A 17,479-nucleotide genomic window follows, 5' to 3' on the forward strand; every position below is an offset into this window, starting at 1 on the left:
GTGGCTAACTTGCGCGTAGAAGTGATCAGTTTGTTTCCCGAGATGTTCTCCGCCATCAGCGAGTACGGCATCACCAGTCGGGCGGTGAAGCAGGGGCTGTTGCAGCTCACCTGTTGGAATCCGCGGGACTACACGACGGATCGACATCACACTGTGGATGATCGCCCTTTTGGCGGTGGTCCTGGCATGGTGATGAAGATCAAGCCCCTGGAAGATGCTCTGGTTCAGGCCAAGGCAGTCGCCGGGGAGGGAGCGAAGGTGATTTACCTGTCCCCCCAAGGCCGTCAACTGACTCAGTCGGCGGTACGCGAGTTGGCGAATCTGGATGCATTGATCCTGATTGCCGGCCGCTATGAAGGCATTGACGAGCGTTTTATTGATGCTCATGTCGATGAAGAGTGGTCGATTGGCGACTATGTACTGTCTGGCGGCGAGCTGCCGGCGATGGTCCTGATCGATGCGGTTACACGACTGCTGCCTGGAGCTTTAGGGCATGCGGACTCCGCCGAGGAAGATTCCTTTACGGATGGTTTGCTGGATTGCCCGCACTACACCCGACCGGAGGTGTATGCGGATCAGCGTGTTCCCGACGTATTGCTAAGTGGCAATCACGCGCACATCCGGCGTTGGCGTTTACAGCAGTCCCTTGGTCGGACCTATGAACGACGCGCCGATCTTCTGGAAAGCCGCTCGCTTTCTGGAGAAGAGAAGAAGCTGCTCGAGGAATACATCCGCGAGCGGGACGATAGTTAACAACGTATCGATGGTAGATCCGACGATTTACCTTAGGAGCACAGCATGACTAACAAAATCATCCTTGCACTCGAAGCAGAGCAGATGACCAAAGAGATCCCTACCTTTGCCCCGGGCGACACCATTGTCGTTCAGGTGAAAGTGAAGGAAGGCGACCGTTCGCGTCTGCAAGCGTTCGAAGGCGTTGTAATCGCCAAGCGTAACCGCGGCGTAAACAGTGCATTCACCGTGCGCAAGATCTCCAACGGTGTTGGCGTAGAGCGTACTTTCCAGACCTACTCCCCGCAAATCGACAGCATGGCTGTCAAGCGTCGCGGTGACGTACGTAAAGCCAAGCTGTACTACCTGCGCGACCTGTCGGGTAAAGCAGCTCGCATCAAGGAAAAACTGGCTTAAGTCCAGCTTCCGATGCAGAAAAAAGCAGCCTACGGGCTGCTTTTTTGTTGCCTGCGATTTATCTTCCCTGGCCGTACTGTCGGCCTTGCCTGAGTCTTTATGCCTGCCATCGATCATCCCTTGATTGACCAGTTTCTCGACGCGCTGTGGCTTGAGAAAGGTCTTTCCGATAACACCCGCGATGCCTATCGAAGCGATCTGGCCCTGTTCAATGGCTGGCTGCAGGAAAAAGGCCTGGAGCTGCTCAACGCCGGGCGCGAATTGATCCTCGATCACCTGGCCTGGCGCCTGGAGCAAAACTACAAGCCCCGTTCAACGGCCAGATTTCTCTCTGGCGTGCGCGGCTTCTATCGCTATCTGCTGCGGGAAAAGCTGATCGCTGTCGATCCGACGTTGCGCATCGATATGCCGCAACTGGGCAGGCCGTTGCCCAAGTCCTTGTCGGAAGCTGATGTGGAAGCGCTGCTGAAAGCACCGGATCTGAGCGAAGCCATCGGCCAGCGCGACCGCGCCATGCTCGAAGTGCTTTACGCCTGCGGCCTGCGGGTGACGGAGCTGATCAGCCTGACGCTGGAGCAGGTCAACCTGCGCCAGGGCGTGCTGCGGGTGATGGGCAAGGGCAGCAAGGAGCGACTGGTGCCGATGGGCGAGGAGGCGATCGTCTGGGTCGAGCGTTATTTGCGCGACGGTCGTGGCGAGCTGCTGGGCGGGCTGCCCAGCGATGTGTTGTTCCCCAGTCAGCGCGGCGAGCAGATGACCCGCCAGACGTTCTGGCACCGGATCAAGCACCAGGCCAAGGTCGCCGGCATCGGCAAATCGCTGTCGCCGCACACCTTGCGCCATGCCTTCGCTACGCATTTGCTCAACCACGGCGCCGATTTGCGGGTGGTGCAAATGCTGCTCGGCCACAGCGATCTGTCGACTACCCAAATCTACACTCACGTTGCGCGGGCGCGTTTGCAGGACCTGCATGCCAAACACCACCCCCGCGGTTGACGCCGTCCCCCTGTAGGAGTTGCCGCAGGCTGCGATCTTTTGATCTTAAAGATCAAAGTCAAAAGATCGCAGCCTGCGGCAGCTCCTACAGGGGGGTGTGATGTCTTGTATCAGGTGCATTCGGCCACACGAACCTTATGTGGTAGGCTTTGCCAGTTTGCACGATGGGCGTTTATGACCCGGTGTTTCGGCACTGGCGTTCTGAGCGTCTCATTTGTCCGCCTTCAGGAGTTCTCATGCGTTTGACCCAGATTTTCGCCGCCGCCGCCATCGCGTTGGTCAGCACCTTTGCTGTCGCCGATGACGCGGCCGATAAAGCCATTCGTAAAAGCCTGGAAAACCTCCAGCTCGAAGTACCGGTAGAAAGCATTTCCGCCAGCCCTCTGCCAGGCCTGTACGAAGTCAAGCTGCAAGGCAGCCGCGTACTCTATGCCAGCGCCGACGGCCAGTACGTGGTCCAGGGCTACATGTTCCAGCTCAAGGACGGCAAGCCGGTCAACCTGACCGAGAAGACCGAGCGCCTGGGTGTTTCCAAACTGGTCAACGCCATCCCCGTCGCGGAGACCGTGGTGTACCCGGCCATCGGTGAAACCAAGTCGCACATCACCGTGTTCACCGACACCACTTGCCCGTACTGCCACAAACTGCACGCCGAAGTGCCGGAGCTGAACAAGCGCGGCATCGAAGTGCGTTACGTGGCGTTCCCACGCCAGGGCCTGGGTTCGCCGGGTGACGAGCAACTGCAGGCGGTCTGGTGTTCGAAAGACAAGAAGGCGGCCATGGACAAGATGGTCGACGGCAAGGAAATCAAGGCCGCCAAGTGCGAAAACCCGGTGTCCAAACAGTTCGCCCTCGGCCAGTCGATTGGCGTGAACGGCACGCCGGCCATCGTTTTGGCTGACGGCCAGGTCATTCCGGGCTACCAGCCGGCGCCACAAGTCGCCAAACTGGCGCTCAGTGCCAAGTAATTCGTATCGTCACGGTCAGCCGTTGACGAGCGTGGCCCGGCGGCAGTTCCAGCCGGGCCATCAATAGAGAGCCGCGAGTTTGCGGCTGTTTTCACGGCCGGCCTCGAGTCGGCCGTTTTATGGGGAGTTCACAGTGAAACCGGTCAAAGTAGGCATCTGTGGGTTAGGGACCGTCGGTGGCGGTACCTTCAACGTACTTCAGCGCAACGCCGAGGAAATTGCTCGTCGTGCCGGGCGTGGAATCGAAGTGGCACAAATTGCCATGCGCACGCCAAAGCCTCAGTTCCAAACGACCGGTATTGCGATTACCACCGATGTCTTCGAAGTGGCCACGAACCCTGAGATCGACATCGTCATAGAGCTGATGGGCGGCTACACCGTTGCCCGCGAGCTGGTACTCAAGGCCATCGAGAATGGCAAGCATGTGGTCACCGCGAACAAGGCGCTTATCGCCGTTCACGGTAATGAAATTTTCGCCAAGGCTCGCGAGAAGGGCGTGATCGTCGCGTTCGAAGCGGCCGTGGCCGGTGGCATTCCGGTGATCAAGGCGATCCGTGAAGGCCTGTCCGCCAACCGTATCAACTGGGTGGCCGGCATCATCAACGGCACCGGCAACTTCATTCTCACCGAGATGCGCGAGAAAGGCCGGACCTTCGAAGACGTGTTGGCCGAAGCGCAAGCCCTGGGCTATGCCGAAGCCGACCCGACCTTTGACGTTGAAGGCATCGATGCGGCGCACAAGCTGACGATCCTGGCGTCCATCGCATTCGGCATTCCGCTGCAGTTCGACAAGGCCTACACCGAAGGCATCACCAAGCTGACCACCGCCGACGTGAACTACGCCGAAGCGCTGGGTTATCGCATCAAGCACCTGGGCGTGGCGCGCAGCACCGCTGCGGGTATCGAGTTGCGCGTGCACCCGACGCTGATCCCGGCCGATCGCCTGATCGCCAACGTCAACGGCGTGATGAACGCGGTGATGGTCAACGGCGACGCCGCCGGTTCGACGCTGTTCTACGGTGCCGGCGCCGGCATGGAGCCGACCGCTTCGTCGGTGATCGCCGACCTGGTGGACGTGGTTCGCGCCATGACCTCGGACCCGGAAAACCGCGTACCGCACCTGGCCTTCCAGCCGGATTCGCTGTCGGCGCACCCGATCCTGCCGATCGATGCCTGCGAAAGCGCGTACTACCTGCGGATCCAGGCCAAGGACCATCCGGGCGTACTGGCCCAGGTGGCCAGCATCCTGTCCGAGCGTGGCATCAACATCGAGTCGATCATGCAGAAGGAAGCCGAGGAGCACGACGGCCTGGTACCGATGATCCTGCTGACCCACCGCGTGGTGGAGCAGCGCATCAACGATGCGATCGCTGCCCTCGAAGCTCTGGCAGGCGTAGTCGGTCCGGTCGTACGGATCCGCGTCGAGCATCTGAACTAAGCCGTTATCGTTCGCCGGGCCAGTGAGCTGGCCCGGCATTACGAACACTGTCCATTGGAGTCAGTCATGCGTTACATCAGTACCCGCGGCCAGGCACCGGCCCTGAATTTCGAAGACGTCCTGCTGGCAGGCCTTGCCACCGACGGCGGTCTGTACGTCCCGGAAAACCTGCCACGCTTCACCCAGGAAGAAATCGCTTCCTGGGCCGGCCTGCCGTATCACGAGCTGGCCTTCCGGGTGATGCGCCCGTTCGTGACCGGCAGCATCCCGGATGCCGATTTCAAAAAGATTCTCGAAGAAACTTACGGCGTGTTTGCCCACAACGCCGTTGCACCGCTGCGCCAGTTGAACGGCAATGAGTGGGTGCTGGAACTGTTCCACGGCCCGACCCTGGCGTTCAAGGACTTCGCCCTGCAACTGCTCGGTCGCCTGCTCGACTACGTGCTGGAAAAGCGCGGCGAGCGCGTGGTGATCGTCGGCGCCACTTCCGGCGATACCGGCTCGGCTGCGATCGAAGGCTGCAAGCACTGCGAAAACGTCGACATCTTCATCCTGCACCCGCACAACCGTGTCTCCGAAGTGCAGCGTCGGCAGATGACCACCATTTTCGGTGAGAACATCCACAACATCGCCATCGAAGGCAACTTCGATGACTGCCAGGAAATGGTCAAGGCGAGCTTCGCCGACCAGGGCTTCCTCAAGGGCACTCGCCTGGTGGCGGTGAACTCGATCAACTGGGCGCGAATCATGGCCCAGATCGTCTACTACTTCCACGCAGCCCTGCAGCTGGGCGGTCCGGCGCGCTCGGTGGCGTTCTCGGTGCCAACCGGTAACTTCGGCGACATCTTCGCCGGTTACCTGGCACGCAACATGGGCCTGCCGATCAACCAGTTGATCGTCGCCACCAACCGCAATGACATCCTGCACCGCTTCATGAGCGGCAACCAGTACGTCAAGGAAACCCTGCACGCGACCCTGTCGCCGTCGATGGACATCATGGTGTCCTCGAACTTCGAACGCCTGCTGTTCGACCTGCACGGTCGCAACGGCGCGGCGATTGCCGGGCTGATGGACAGCTTCAAGCAGGGCGGCGGTTTCAGCGTCGAGCAGGAGCGCTGGACTGAGGCGCGCAAGCTGTTCGACTCGCTGGCCGTGGACGATGCGCAAACCTGCGAAACCATCGCCGAAGTCTTCGAGCAGACCGGCGAAGTACTGGACCCGCACACCGCGATCGGCGTCAAGGCCGCACGGGAATGCCGTCGCAGCCTGGATATCCCGATGGTGATCCTGGGCACGGCCCATCCGGTCAAGTTCCCGGACGCCGTGTTGAAAGCTGGCGTAGGAAAAGCCCTTGAGCTTCCTGTGCATCTTTCTGATCTGTTCGAAAGAGACGAGCGTTGCACCGTATTGCCGAATGACCTCAAGGCCGTGCAGGCCTTTGTCAGCCAGCATGGCAACCGCGGTAAGCCTTTGTAACAGGCAAACCTTGTCACACAAGAAAGCCCGTCTCCTGACGGGCTTTTCTGTTGGTGCATTCCAAATTCCCGGCAGTCCTCGCGGATGAATACGGGGCAGGCTTGACGCTGTTGTTTTTTCTCTGTCATCTTCAGCGTGCATGCTCTATCGACCAGAGGCGCAGGTTCACCTGCACTCGGTCTTCAGAACTTTCTACCCGGGCCAGCGGTCATTTACTGTACACACGCCCCCAGGCACTTTGTTTTCGGACTATTGAGTGGTGATCGGATGGAAAGTATCAGTCTCTTGCTCGGTGAGGCTCTGAGCCCGTACCAGGTGACGTTGACCCCGTCGGGCATTCACGGTGAATGCCGGGTGACATTGAAGAACGCAATCGGCGCCATAGTGGTCGATCGGGCGTTCAACCAGGCACAGTTGAGTGACAAGCGCCAGCTGACGGATGTGGTCGACGGCTTGCACCGCGACGTGCTGATTGCTGAAGGACGCCTGGAACCCTGTGTGATCGCGGCGTTGCGCAATGCGGCACAGGACAAGCTGCTGGCCAGCCGAAATTGAATTGTCGGATGTGGGAACCTTCCTGCATCCCCATCGTCAGACCTAGTAACAGCAAGATCAAGCATTGTGCTCCGGTGCTTGCCGCTTGCCGTTACGGGTCCTTGAAAAGACCACGTTTAACCCCGAGTCGTCTCCCCACTTCTCGGGGTTTCTTTTTGCCCGGAAATTGTCAGTAGCCGCTCTGGTGCTCGAAAAAATCCCTGGCCGCTTGCAGGTAGTCGCTGCGACTTTGCGGGTCGAGCCAACCGGCGTACGCCTCGCTCAAGTGATCCCGGGGCAGGGCACGCAGCAGCTGGTTGATCTCGACGATCGCCTGGCGGCCCTGGGGCGTGTTGGTGCAGCCTATGTAGCCGGACAGGTACTTGCCGGTGCCACGAATCGGGAAGAACTCCAGTTCATCTTCAGCGATGCCTTGTTGCTGCGCCTGATAACGAATTTCCGGGCGATAGCCCAAGAGCAATTGCAGGCGACCCAGGCGTTGCATCTGCAACAGGCTGCCCAAGGCGTCGTTGCCGTAGTGCGAGGTCAGCACCTTGCCCGGCGCCTGCTTGAGCAAGGTGTCGAGAAAGTCGCCGTAGTTGCGTTCGGCAACAATGCCCAGTGTCACGCTGCCGGTGGCCAATAGAGCCGCCAGGTCCACCTCGCCATCCTTGAGAAAAGGCGTCAGTACTTCCCGATTGTTACGCCGTATGGCCAGGCCATTGCTCATGGCGCGAAAAACCGGGAGGGAAAAGGCGATCCAGCTTTCGCGCTCCTTGCTCCAATTCAGCGCCGCATCGCAGGTGAGGGCCGGTTCGTGGAGCATCTGCAAGCCACGGGCTCGATTGACCTTCAGCACACTGTGCTGGTACTGCGGCATGCCGGCGATCAGTTGGCGGAGCAGTTGGTCGATGACCCCCTGGCCTTTTTGCGGGCCGTCGAAAATGAACAGCGGTGGTAGATCGCGTTTCAGCCAGACCAGGGAATCCTTGGCCTGCGCCGATACCGGCGCGGCCAGGGTGATGATCAGGAACAGGCTCGCCAACGCGCCCAAGCGCCGGCCGTCCAGCAACAGGCAGGGCTTGATGAGTAGCGCAAACAGACGCTTGAGCTCAGATGGCTCCGTCTTTGCGCAGCTGTGCGATCTGCGACGCGTCATAGCCAAGTTCCTGGAGTACCTGGGTATTGTGCTCGCCCAGTTGTGGCCCGACCCATTCACAATCACCGGGTGTCTCTGAGAGTTTCGGCACGATCCCCGGCATCTTGAAGTCCTTGCCATCGGGTAGCTTGGCCTGCAGGAACATTTCCCGGGCGAGGTACTGTGGATCGCTGAACATGTCTTCGGCGCTGAAGATTCGGCTGGCCGGTACATCGGCCTGATTCAACAGCTCGATGACGCTGTCCAGGGGCAACGAATTGACCCAGCGATCGATCACCCCGTAGATTTCGTCGCGACGGCTGTCGCGGCCGTCGTTACTGGCCAATTGCGGGTCGTTGGCCAGGTCTTCGCGGCCTAAGACCTGCATGAAACGCTTGAAGATCGCGTCGCCATTGGCGCCGATCTGTACATGTTTGCCATCGGCACTGGTGTGGATCGAGGAGGGCGTGATGCCCGGCATGATGTTGCCGGTGCGTTCGCGGATGAAGCCGAACACGTCGAACTCCGGCACCATGCTTTCCATCATGGCGAAGATCGCCTCGTAGAGCGCCACGTCCACCACTTGCCCCGCACCGCCATTGACCTCGCGATGACGCAGGGCCATCAGGGCTCCGATCACGCCCCATAGCGCAGCAATCGAGTCACCGATGGAAATCCCGGTGCGCACCGGTGGCCGGTCCTCGAACCCGGTGATGTAGCGCAGGCCGCCCATGGATTCGCCGACCGCGCCAAACCCGGGTTGGTCCTTCATCGGGCCGGTCTGGCCGAAGCCCGAGAGGCGCACCATGACCAGCTTGGGGTTCAGCGCATGCAGTACATCCCAGCCCAGTCCAAGCTTTTCCAGCACGCCGGGGCGGAAGTTTTCGATCAGGATGTCCGCTTCGCTGAGCAGTTTTTTCAGGATCTCCAGGCCGTCCGGGTGCTTGAGGTTCAGTGTCAGCGACTTTTTATTGCGCGCCTGGACGAACCACCACAGCGAGGTGCCCTCGTACAACTTGCGCCATTTGCGCAATGGATCGCCGCCGTCCGGCGATTCGACCTTGACCACATCGGCACCGAATTCAGCGCAGATGCGCGAGGCAAACGGGCCGGCGATCAAGGTACCCAGTTCGATGACTTTCAGACCTGAGAGCGGTTTGGCAGAAGACGGCATGCGGGTTCCTGTAGGACAAAGATTGAGCGAGTACAGAGTTTTAACATAGCCGACTGTCAGGCGCCCAAGGGAGATCTGCTTCTATTCGTTGATTGGCGGCTGCATCGGTTAGACTTGCCGCCTTTCCCCGTATCAAGAAGCCCGTTCATGGCCCAGCCGTCCACGACCTACAAGTTTGAACTGAACCTCACCGACCTCGATCGCAGCGTCTACGAGTCCGTCAAGCAGACCATCGCCCGCCACCCTTCGGAAACCGAAGAGCGCATGACCGTGCGCCTGTTGGCCTACGCCCTCTGGTACAACGAGCAGCTGTCGTTCGGCCGTGGTCTGTCGGACGTGGATGAACCGGCCCTGTGGGAAAAGAGCCTGGACGACCGTGTCCTGCACTGGATCGAAGTCGGCCAGCCGGACGCCGATCGCCTGACCTGGTGCTCGCGCCGTACCGAACGTACCAGCCTGCTGGCCTACGGCAGCCTGCGGGTCTGGGAAGGCAAGGTGATCCCGGCGATCAAGAACCTGAAAAACGTCAACATCGCGGCGGTTCCCCAGGAAGTCCTGGAAACCCTGGCCAAGGACATGCCCCGCGTCATCAAGTGGGACGTGATGATCAGCGAAGGGACGATTTTCGTCACCGACGACCGTGGTCAGCATGAAGTCCAGTTGCAGTGGCTGTTGGGCGAACGCGGCTGATCAGTCGCGGCCTCACCGGTTTTATCCTACATATTGAAGAGAAGCCCCTGTCACCCCATGCGCATCGAACCTCGCCTGCTGCCCGACACCCTGCCATTCCTCGGTGATATCCCGCCGCTGCTGACCCGGCTGTACGCCGCGCGGGGCGTGTTAACCGAAGCCGAACTGGACAAGAGCCTGGCGCGGCTGATTCCGTTCCAGCAGCTCAAGGGGATCGAGGCGGCGGTGGACTTGCTGGTGACCGCGCTTGAACAGCGTCAGCGGATCCTGATCGTGGGCGACTTCGATGCCGATGGCGCCACAGCCAGTACCGTGGGCACCCTGGGCTTGCGCCTGTTGGGTGCAGCGCACGTCGACTATCTGGTGCCCAACCGGTTCGACTACGGCTACGGCCTGACCCCGGAAATCGTCGCGGTGGCGCTGGAGCGCGAGCCTCAGTTGCTGATTACCGTGGACAACGGCATTTCCAGTGTCGAAGGCGTGGCCGCGGCGAAAAAGGCCGGGCTCAACGTGCTGGTCACCGATCACCACTTGCCCGGCGATGAACTGCCGCTGGCCGATGCCATCGTCAATCCGAACCAGCCCGGTTGCACCTTCCCGAGCAAGGCGCTGGCTGGAGTCGGGGTGATCTTCTATGTGCTGATGGCCTTGCGCGCGCGTTTGCGCGAACTCGGCTGGTACACCAGCAAGCCGCAGCCGAACATCGGCGAGTTGCTCGATCTGGTGGCGCTGGGCAGCGTGGCCGACGTGGTGCCGCTGGATGCCAACAACCGGATCCTGGTGCATCAGGGCCTCGAACGGATTCGCGCCGGACGTGCCCGGCCGGGAATCAAGGCGATTCTCGAAGTGGCCAAGCGTGATCATGCGCGCATCACCTCCACCGACCTGGGGTTTATCGTCGGCCCGCGCCTCAACGCCGCCGGACGACTGGATGACATGAGCCTGGGCATCGAATGCCTGCTGACCGACGACGCGGCGCTGGCCCGTGAGATGGCGGCGCAGCTGGACGGGATGAACCAGGACCGTAAATCCATCGAGCAGGGCATGCAACGTGAAGCGCTGGCCCAGCTCAAGGATCTGCCGGTGGAATCGATGCCGTTTGGCTTGTGCCTGTTCGATCCCGAGTGGCACCAGGGTGTCATCGGTATCCTCGCGTCGCGCATGAAAGAGCGTTATTTCCGCCCGACCATCGCCTTTGCCGATGCCGGCGACGGCTTGCTCAAGGGCTCCGGGCGTTCGGTCCAGGGCTTTCATATCCGCGACGCCCTGAGCGTGGTGGCGGCTCAGCATCCGAACCTGATCACCAAATACGGTGGCCACGCCATGGCCGCTGGCCTGACGCTGCCGGAGGCGAATTTTCCGCTGTTCGCCGAGGCCTTCGATGCCGAGGTTCGGCGTCAATTGCGCGACGAAGACCTGACCGGGCGCCTGTTGTCGGACGGCACCCTGGCGGTCGAGGAGTTTCACCTGGAACTGGCCCGTGCCTTGCGCCATGCCGGCCCTTGGGGGCAACACTTCCCGGAGCCGCTGTTTCATGGGGTGTTTCAGTTGGTCGAGCAGCGTGTCGTCGGTGAAAGGCACCTCAAGGTGGTGCTTCGCAGCGAGTGCGGTTCGGTCAAGCTTGACGGCATTGCATTCGGGATCGACCGTGAGGTGTGGCCGAATCCGACCATCAAGTGGGTGGAATTGGCTTACAAACTCGACGTCAACGAGTTCCGCGGCAATGAGACTGTTCAACTGATGATTGCCCACATCGAACCGCGTTGACCCCTCGTTCCCACAGGATTTGAGCGAACCCTGTGGGAGCGAGCTTGCTCGCGATGGCAATCTTTGCGACACCGAATCTCTCTGAATCCTCCCTCATCTCCCGATGTCGACTAGGCTCTAAGCACTGCTTGATTATCCTTGTGACGTCTTGTCAATTTTTTTGCCCGCGGGGGCGGGTGCTGCATCCTTTTCCTGTCACTCGTCGACTACTCAAACAGAACCCTGGAGCCTGACCACTGATTTGAGAGGTGCCCCATGAGTCTGCTGCTTGAACCCTACACCCTTCGTCAATTGACCCTGCTCAACCGCATCGCGGTATCGCCGATGTGCCAGTATTCGAGTGTCGACGGCCTGGCCAATGACTGGCACCTGGTCCATCTCGGCAGCCGCGCGGTCGGCGGCGCGGGCCTGGTATTTACCGAAGCCACGGCGGTTACCGCCGACGGGCGCATCACCGACCAGGATCTTGGCCTGTGGAACGATGAACAGATCGAACCCCTGCAACGCATCACTCGCTTCATCGCCGCTCAGGGCGCCGTCGCCGGCATCCAGCTGGCCCATGCCGGACGCAAGGCCAGTACCTATCGACCCTGGCTCGGCAAGCATGGCAGCGTGAAAATCGACGAGGGCGGCTGGCAGCCGGTGGGCCCGTCACCGATCGCCTTTGACCCGCAGCACACACAACCCAAGCAGCTCGACGAAGGCGAGATCGCTGACGTCATCCAGGCCTTTGTCGACGCGGCGAAACGCGCGTTGACCGCCGGTTTCAAGGTGGTCGAAGTGCACGCGGCCCATGGCTATCTGCTGCACCAGTTTCTGTCGCCCCTGAGTAATCAGCGGCGTGACCAGTATGGCGGATCCTTCGAAAATCGAATTCGGCTGGTGCTGCAAGTCACCGAAGCGGTGCGGGCAGTCTGGCCGGAAGAATTACCGCTGTTCGTGCGGGTGTCGGCCACCGACTGGGTGGAGGATGGCTGGAACCCGGATGAAACCGTCGAGCTGGCGCGGCGCCTGAAAGACCTCGGCGTGGACCTGATCGATGTGTCGTCAGGCGGTACGGCGGTCAACGCGGAAATCCCCACGGGCCCGGGTTATCAAACCCGGTTTGCCGAACGTGTGCGCAAGGAGTCAGGCATCGCCACCGGCACTGTAGGCATGATCACCGAGCCCGCACAGGCCGAGCATATTCTGCGCACCTGTCAGGCGGACATCATCTTCCTCGCTCGCGAGCTGTTGCGTGATCCTTATTGGGCGCTGCATGCCGACGATGACCTCGGTGGGCGCAAGGCCATATGGCCAGCGCAGTATCACCGGGCGACCCATCGCGACCAACCGATTCATGAGTCGGATTTGCGTGATTGAGTGAGGTTTTTTAACGTCAAAAGATCGCAGCCTGCGGCAGCTCCTACAGAGGAATACGATCCCCTGTAGGAGCTGCCGAAGGCTGCGATCTTTTGCTTTTCCTCAAGTATATTTGCGCTTGTCCGGTGCCGGCGGGAAGTACTGGTACAACCAGGTCTCACTCAGCGTCCGGTCATTGGTGCGAATGAACAGGCGCAGCTCCACCGGCTCGACACTGTCGTTGGTCGGGTACCAGTCAAAGGTGATGCGATAGCCCTTGATGTCATCGAGCACCAGCACGTTGAACTCCTTCACCTCGCCGTTCGAACAGGTGACCACCGGTTCGATGCCGGTCCCCGCCGGCAGACGATCCAGACCGCCTCCGTTGAAGTCCACGGCAAAACGGCGGGCCCAGACTTCCGGATAATGCTCGCCCGGTGCCCAACCTTCGGTGAATCCGCCCATACCCGACCGGGTCGCGTTGACCCGTGCCAGCGGCGTGCCGACGGGCGGCAGGGCGCTCCAGTAGAGTTTGTAGCCGTAGTTCAACGAGTCGCCGGCCGCGACCGGTTTTTTCGGGGTCCAGAAGGCCACGATGTTATCGAGGGTCTCGCCGGTGGTAGGAATTTCCAGCAGATCGATAGAGCCTTCACCCCACGCGGTCGTTGGTTCGACCCACAGGCTCGGGCGTCGGCTGTACCAGTCAACGGTGTCCTGATAGCTGGCGAACTCGTGATCGGTCTGCACCAGGCCGAAACCTTTCGGGTCCTTGTCGGTGAAGGCGTTGAATTGCAGGGTGGCCGGGTTGTTCAGCGGGCGGCAGATCCACTCGCCGTTGCCCCGCCACATCGCCAGGCGATCTGAGTCGTGGATCTGCGGGTGAATGGTGTCGCACATGCGGCGCTCGTGGGTGCCGCAACTGAACATGCTGGTCATCGGCGCGATGCCCAGTTGTTCGATGGCGGTGCGCGCGTTGACATGGGCGTCGACCTCCATCACCACGCGCTCGGCCTGGCAATCGATGTCAAAACGGTAGGCGCCGGTGGCGCTCGGCGAATCGAGCAGGGCGTAGACCACGAACCGCGTGCTGTCCTTGCCTGGCGTCTCGAACCAGAACTTGGTGAAGTCGGGGAATTCTTCGCGCTTCTTGGCATAGGTGTCGATGGCCAGGCCGCGGGCCGACAGACCGTACTGGCCGCTGGCGTCTACGGCGCGGAAATAGCTGGCGCCGAGGAAAGACACCACGTCGTGTTTGTCCAGTTCCGGCGCCTTGAACAGCTTGAACCCGGAAAAGCCCAGGTCGCCCTTGAGCTGCTGGGTATCGACCGAGGTATTTTCATAGTTGAACAACGAAGGGCGGAAATGCACTTCGCGGGCCATGCGGGTCTTGGTATCGACGCTGTACATGCGCACCGGCTGGCGGAAACCCATGCCGACATGGAAAAACTGCACATCGAGCTGACCATTGAGGTCATTCCACAACGAATGCTTGCCGTCATAGCGGATGGCATTGAAATTCTGCGGGGTCATGGTCGCCAGGGTGGGCGGCAGCACCTGCTTGGTGTCCTGGTAGCGATTGCTGGCCAGTTGCTTGGCCTGGGCCTTCAGCGCTTCGAAGTCGAACGCCTGAGCCTCGCCATCCGCCGTGCCATTGCTTGCCCAGGCTTGGGCAGCGAGCAGGCCGGTGGCCGACAAACCGGTGTAGGCCGCGATGGCCATGGAGGCTTTGAGCAAATTCCTGCGATGCATAAGTACAACCTGTCGTGAACGATCCCGCGCCGTTCCTGGCACTGCTGGATCAAGAATATCGGTTCGGACATGCCTTCGGCCAAACGCAACTGCCTTTAAACAGATAACGAATAGCTTAAACCGTTCGGTTGTGCAGAAAAAATGATTGATGGCGTGACGATGGCGCGGCAATGAAACAAGAGATGTCGGTTAACGTTTCCGACAGTAACTTCTGATTTACAGGGCATTTCTGCTTTTTTTGACTAATTACTCTAAAAACCGCTTTTCAGCGCCCGGATAATTCCTATTCTATGGACATGACCGGTTTCTGCCCTTCGGGCCGGTGGCTTCAGCGGGCACAGGGTGGCCGCTGAAAAGGGGTAGGGCGATGCGGTTTCTGAAGTTTTCTTTGACGTAGAGAAGGACATCGTCCATGTCGAAAGTACAAGGCATCACCGAAATCCTGGGAATCTTTGCGTGCCTGTCAACTGGCCGGCGAAGACGTCGGCTCAATAGCGAGGAGATTAAGTTGGTGGAACGCTATCGGGAGTTGTCGGAGAGTGACCGCATTGCGATGCGTTATCTGGTGGATGCGATGCGCAGTGTTTCGCGGTTTTGAAGAAATAGAACCTTCAGTCGCGGCAACTTTGCCGCGGCTGGATGTTCTCCCCTCTACCAATCCTCAGAGCGTTCGGAGCGCTGATGCAGCACTCTCAACACCTGTATCTGGCCATTGGCAAATCGATACGTGGCAATGAAGGGATAACGGCCAAGCACTAACTCTCGGACATCAGGCATGACGGAAGGCCTGCCTGAACCGGGAAACTGCTCCAACTGCCGAAAAGATTGCAGCATGGTTGCAATGATTTCGATGGCACTACTCGCGCCTACGACCTCTCGGTAATGCTCATGGATGGCATTCAGGTCGCTTTCGGCTTTCTCAGTCAGTACTACGCTCGGCACGTTTTGCCCACTTAGCCTTCACGGCGTCCAGATCGGTCAGTTTTCCGGCATCGGCATCGGCTATGCCGTCGCTGATGGCTTGCAGATGCCAGGACTCGGCTTCCACGTATCGAACCAGTGCACGCTTGAGGTGGTACTGACGGTCGCGGTCAGTGGCCGCTGCCAGCTGATCCAGCTGTTGGGCCAGAAGTTCTTCGACACGAAAAGACAAAACGGGCGAGGCCATGGTGGCTCTCCTAAAGGTGTATACGCTGTAAACGACGTAAACACGCTAGGCTCTGTTGCGTCTATCGTCAACCGATACCGCGTGCTTGGTTGAGGAAACTCTAGCCGGGTAAACATTCGCAGGTAGCGAGGAACTGTTTCGAAATGCTTGCCTGTTGCAGGCTCGATGAACCCCGGTACCTGCCGGCACCGGGGCAACTTCCGTTAGCGACTGACTTTCCACGCATCCCCGGCAGGCGCCTTACCGTGGTCATACGGCTTGGCAATCCACATGTAGAGCAACCCCAGGCCGATGACGATGGCGGTACTCAGGACCATGGCGTAGTTGATGTACCACGCGGCGTCCGGGGTCCGTGGCCAGGCCATGTTGATGATCGCGCCGACGCCATAGACCAGCGCGCCGATGTTCACTGCCCAGCCCCAGGCGCCGAGGGTGAATTTGCCGCTGGGTTTCCAGCCTTTGAGGCGGGCATACAGCGCCGCGAGCACGATCATCTGGAAAGCCAGGTAAATACCGATGGCGGCGAAGCTGACGATGGTGGCGACCGCGTCCTGCAGGAAGAAGCCGAGGATGATGATCAGCGCTGGCAGGACGCCGGACACGAACAGCGCCGCAACCGGAACCTGAGTGGTAGGGGAAATCTTCTTCAGCAGTCGGCTGCCGATGACCATTTCGTCCCGGGCGTAGGAATAAAGCAGGCGACTCGCCGCCGCTTGCAGGCTGATGACGCAGGAGATGAAGGAAATCATCACCACGCCCATCACCATTTTCGAACCGACCGGGCCGAAGGCATTGTTGAGGATGGTGCCGACCGGGTCCTTGTCGGTGCCATCGATCACCGCTTGCATGTCCGGCACGGCGAGGATCAGCGCCAGACAGGCGAACATCGCCGCCACGCCGCCGATGTAGATGGTCATGCGCATGGCCACCGGGATCTGCTTGCTCGGGTTCGGGGTTTCTTCGGCTACGTCGCCGCAGGCCTCGAAGCCGTAGTACAGGAACATCCCCGCCAGCGATGCAGTGAGGAAGGCCGGCAGGTACGAGCCGTTGACGCTGATGTCGAAGGTGTTGAACAGCACGCTGATCGACTGATGGCGTTCGAAGACCAGCAGGTAGACACCGACGATCACCGCACCCACCAGTTCGCAGAGGAAGCCGAACATGGCAATGCGCGCCAGCACCTTGGTGCCGCTGAGGTTGACCAGGGTGGCGAACAGCGTCAGTACCAGGGCAATGATGATGTTGGTGTTGTTGCTCGGTTCAAAACCGAGCATGGCGGCCAGGTACGGGCCGGCGCCGACGGCTACGGCGGCAATGGTCACGCACAGGGCGATGGAGTAGATCCAGCCGACCATCCACGCCCAGCGCTTGCCCACCAGGCGACGCGCCCACGGGTATACGCCACCGGAAATCGGGAACTGCGAAACCACTTCACCAAAGATCAGGCACACCAGCAACTGGCCGCACCCGACCAGCAGGTAGGCCCAGAACATCGGCGGCCCGCCGGCGGCGAGGCACAGGCCGAAGAGGGTATAAACCCCTACGACGGGTGACAGATAAGTGAAGCCCAGGGCGAAGTTTTCCCACAGGCTCATGCTGCGATTGAAGTTGGACGTGTAGCCCAGTTTTCGCAGCTGCTCGGCGTCGCTGTCGGCGATGGCGGACGAGAGATCGGGTGATGCACTCATGTGTGTTTCTCCGGAAAATCGGCAGATTTCGGATGCCCGAGACCGTGACGGGGCTTGGAGGCGCCGCCCGGGTCGGTGGTTATTGTTTTGATTTCTTTGGTCTGGAACCTGGTGGTGCCTAATGCCGGTTTCGACCTTGAAACCGAGGTGACGCAATCGCCAGCAGGCTGGCTCCCACAGGGAAATGCATTCCCAAATGTGGG

Annotated in this window: 17 protein-coding genes; 11 read left to right on the forward strand and 6 right to left on the reverse strand. The window is 60.2% G+C overall.

The genetic code is table 11. The features are described from left to right. The 7 genes from trmD to DKB71_RS05945 all read left to right on the forward strand — a co-directional run bounded on the left by trmD (position 1) and on the right by DKB71_RS05945 (position 6,582). Complete coding sequence (gene trmD / locus DKB71_RS05915; RefSeq protein ID WP_046820359.1) at positions 1-753, forward strand: tRNA (guanosine(37)-N1)-methyltransferase TrmD; 753 nt, start codon at positions 1-3, stop codon at positions 751-753. 45 nt (positions 754-798) lie between these two features. Next, positions 799-1,149, forward strand: a complete 351-nt coding sequence (gene rplS / locus DKB71_RS05920) for a 50S ribosomal protein L19 (protein ID WP_003175895.1) — start codon at positions 799-801, stop codon at positions 1,147-1,149. Between the two features lie 99 nt (positions 1,150-1,248). Next, positions 1,249-2,145 carry a site-specific tyrosine recombinase XerD gene (xerD, locus tag DKB71_RS05925; RefSeq protein WP_408599859.1) on the forward strand — a complete coding sequence of 299 codons (897 nt, stop codon included), beginning with the start codon at positions 1,249-1,251 and terminating at the stop codon, positions 2,143-2,145. 236 nt (positions 2,146-2,381) lie between these two features. Next, on the forward strand, positions 2,382-3,113 hold the full coding sequence (gene dsbC / locus DKB71_RS05930; protein ID WP_408599860.1) for a bifunctional protein-disulfide isomerase/oxidoreductase DsbC: 732 nt from the start codon (positions 2,382-2,384) through the stop codon (positions 3,111-3,113). 133 nt (positions 3,114-3,246) lie between these two features. Next, the gene (locus DKB71_RS05935; RefSeq protein ID WP_046820355.1) at positions 3,247-4,551 is read left to right on the forward strand and encodes a homoserine dehydrogenase; all 1,305 of its coding nucleotides are present in this window, start codon (positions 3,247-3,249) and stop codon (positions 4,549-4,551) included. Positions 4,552-4,617: 66 nt separating this feature from the next. Next, a complete protein-coding gene (gene thrC / locus DKB71_RS05940) occupies positions 4,618-6,027 on the forward strand; it encodes a threonine synthase (protein ID WP_408599861.1) in 1,410 nt (469 codons plus the stop codon). Between the two features lie 267 nt (positions 6,028-6,294). Then, on the forward strand, positions 6,295-6,582 hold the full coding sequence (locus DKB71_RS05945) for a DUF3509 domain-containing protein (RefSeq protein ID WP_274077228.1): 288 nt from the start codon (positions 6,295-6,297) through the stop codon (positions 6,580-6,582). Positions 6,583-6,751: 169 nt separating this feature from the next. On the opposite strand, the gene DKB71_RS05950 is transcribed toward DKB71_RS05945, so the two are convergent. Both DKB71_RS05950 and DKB71_RS05955 read right to left on the reverse strand, forming a co-directional pair. Next, a complete protein-coding gene (locus DKB71_RS05950; RefSeq protein WP_408599863.1) occupies positions 6,752-7,720 on the reverse strand; it encodes a TIGR02285 family protein in 969 nt (322 codons plus the stop codon). Continuing rightward, entirely contained in the window at positions 7,674-8,873 is a 1,200-nt protein-coding gene (locus tag DKB71_RS05955; RefSeq protein WP_408599864.1) for a CaiB/BaiF CoA transferase family protein, read from the reverse strand. Before DKB71_RS05955 ends, DKB71_RS05950 begins: the two co-directional genes overlap by 47 nt. A gap of 147 nt (positions 8,874-9,020) precedes the next feature. On the opposite strand from DKB71_RS05955, the gene DKB71_RS05960 reads away from it, so the two are divergent. The 3 genes from DKB71_RS05960 to DKB71_RS05970 all read left to right on the forward strand — a co-directional run bounded on the left by DKB71_RS05960 (position 9,021) and on the right by DKB71_RS05970 (position 12,692). Beyond that, on the forward strand, positions 9,021-9,563 hold the full coding sequence (locus DKB71_RS05960; RefSeq protein ID WP_008057823.1) for a YaeQ family protein: 543 nt from the start codon (positions 9,021-9,023) through the stop codon (positions 9,561-9,563). A gap of 57 nt (positions 9,564-9,620) precedes the next feature. Beyond that, complete coding sequence (gene recJ, locus DKB71_RS05965; protein ID WP_408599865.1) at positions 9,621-11,330, forward strand: single-stranded-DNA-specific exonuclease RecJ; 1,710 nt, start codon at positions 9,621-9,623, stop codon at positions 11,328-11,330. A gap of 255 nt (positions 11,331-11,585) precedes the next feature. After that, positions 11,586-12,692 carry an NADH:flavin oxidoreductase/NADH oxidase gene (locus DKB71_RS05970; protein WP_274077224.1) on the forward strand — a complete coding sequence of 369 codons (1,107 nt, stop codon included), beginning with the start codon at positions 11,586-11,588 and terminating at the stop codon, positions 12,690-12,692. Positions 12,693-12,794: 102 nt separating this feature from the next. Here DKB71_RS05970 and DKB71_RS05975 read toward each other — a convergent pair whose 3' ends face one another. After that, positions 12,795-14,420, reverse strand: coding sequence for a glucan biosynthesis protein D (locus DKB71_RS05975; RefSeq protein ID WP_323609410.1), 1,626 nt, complete (start codon positions 14,418-14,420; stop codon positions 12,795-12,797). Between the two features lie 412 nt (positions 14,421-14,832). Between DKB71_RS05975 and DKB71_RS05980 the strand changes: the two genes are divergently transcribed. Then, entirely contained in the window at positions 14,833-15,018 is a 186-nt protein-coding gene (locus DKB71_RS05980) for a hypothetical protein (RefSeq protein ID WP_274077222.1), read from the forward strand. Positions 15,019-15,071: 53 nt separating this feature from the next. Here DKB71_RS05980 and DKB71_RS05985 read toward each other — a convergent pair whose 3' ends face one another. The 3 genes from DKB71_RS05985 to DKB71_RS05995 all read right to left on the reverse strand — a co-directional run bounded on the left by DKB71_RS05985 (position 15,072) and on the right by DKB71_RS05995 (position 17,276). Continuing rightward, entirely contained in the window at positions 15,072-15,362 is a 291-nt protein-coding gene (locus DKB71_RS05985; protein WP_408599866.1) for a type II toxin-antitoxin system RelE/ParE family toxin, read from the reverse strand. Further along, the gene (locus tag DKB71_RS05990) at positions 15,340-15,588 is read right to left on the reverse strand and encodes a CopG family ribbon-helix-helix protein (RefSeq protein ID WP_274077220.1); all 249 of its coding nucleotides are present in this window, start codon (positions 15,586-15,588) and stop codon (positions 15,340-15,342) included. The genes DKB71_RS05985 and DKB71_RS05990 overlap by 23 nt, the downstream gene beginning before the upstream one ends. A 203-nt stretch (positions 15,589-15,791) precedes the next feature. Beyond that, positions 15,792-17,276 (reverse strand): APC family permease, encoded by a 1,485-nt coding sequence (locus tag DKB71_RS05995; protein WP_274077219.1) that lies wholly within the window; start codon positions 17,274-17,276, stop codon positions 15,792-15,794. Positions 17,277-17,479: the final 203 nt, after the last annotated feature.

The sequence above is a fragment of the Pseudomonas sp. PLMAX genome (genome assembly GCF_046042685.1).
Taxonomy (GTDB): Bacteria; Pseudomonadota; Gammaproteobacteria; order Pseudomonadales; family Pseudomonadaceae; genus Aquipseudomonas; species Aquipseudomonas putida_AE.

Coding starts and splice junctions, on each gene's coding strand:
- DKB71_RS05995 (WP_274077219.1), bottom strand. CDS start 17,276: ATGAGTGCATCACCCGATCTCTCGTCCGCCATCGCCGACAGCGACGCC.
- DKB71_RS05980 (WP_274077222.1), top strand. CDS start 14,833: ATGTCGAAAGTACAAGGCATCACCGAAATCCTGGGAATCTTTGCGTGC.
- xerD (WP_408599859.1), top strand. CDS start 1,249: ATGCCTGCCATCGATCATCCCTTGATTGACCAGTTTCTCGACGCGCTG.
- thrC (WP_408599861.1), top strand. CDS start 4,618: ATGCGTTACATCAGTACCCGCGGCCAGGCACCGGCCCTGAATTTCGAA.
- DKB71_RS05970 (WP_274077224.1), top strand. CDS start 11,586: ATGAGTCTGCTGCTTGAACCCTACACCCTTCGTCAATTGACCCTGCTC.
- DKB71_RS05945 (WP_274077228.1), top strand. CDS start 6,295: ATGGAAAGTATCAGTCTCTTGCTCGGTGAGGCTCTGAGCCCGTACCAG.
- dsbC (WP_408599860.1), top strand. CDS start 2,382: ATGCGTTTGACCCAGATTTTCGCCGCCGCCGCCATCGCGTTGGTCAGC.
- DKB71_RS05975 (WP_323609410.1), bottom strand. CDS start 14,420: ATGCATCGCAGGAATTTGCTCAAAGCCTCCATGGCCATCGCGGCCTAC.
- DKB71_RS05950 (WP_408599863.1), bottom strand. CDS start 7,720: ATGACGCGTCGCAGATCGCACAGCTGCGCAAAGACGGAGCCATCTGAG.
- recJ (WP_408599865.1), top strand. CDS start 9,621: ATGCGCATCGAACCTCGCCTGCTGCCCGACACCCTGCCATTCCTCGGT.
- DKB71_RS05990 (WP_274077220.1), bottom strand. CDS start 15,588: ATGGCCTCGCCCGTTTTGTCTTTTCGTGTCGAAGAACTTCTGGCCCAA.
- DKB71_RS05955 (WP_408599864.1), bottom strand. CDS start 8,873: ATGCCGTCTTCTGCCAAACCGCTCTCAGGTCTGAAAGTCATCGAACTG.
- rplS (WP_003175895.1), top strand. CDS start 799: ATGACTAACAAAATCATCCTTGCACTCGAAGCAGAGCAGATGACCAAA.
- DKB71_RS05960 (WP_008057823.1), top strand. CDS start 9,021: ATGGCCCAGCCGTCCACGACCTACAAGTTTGAACTGAACCTCACCGAC.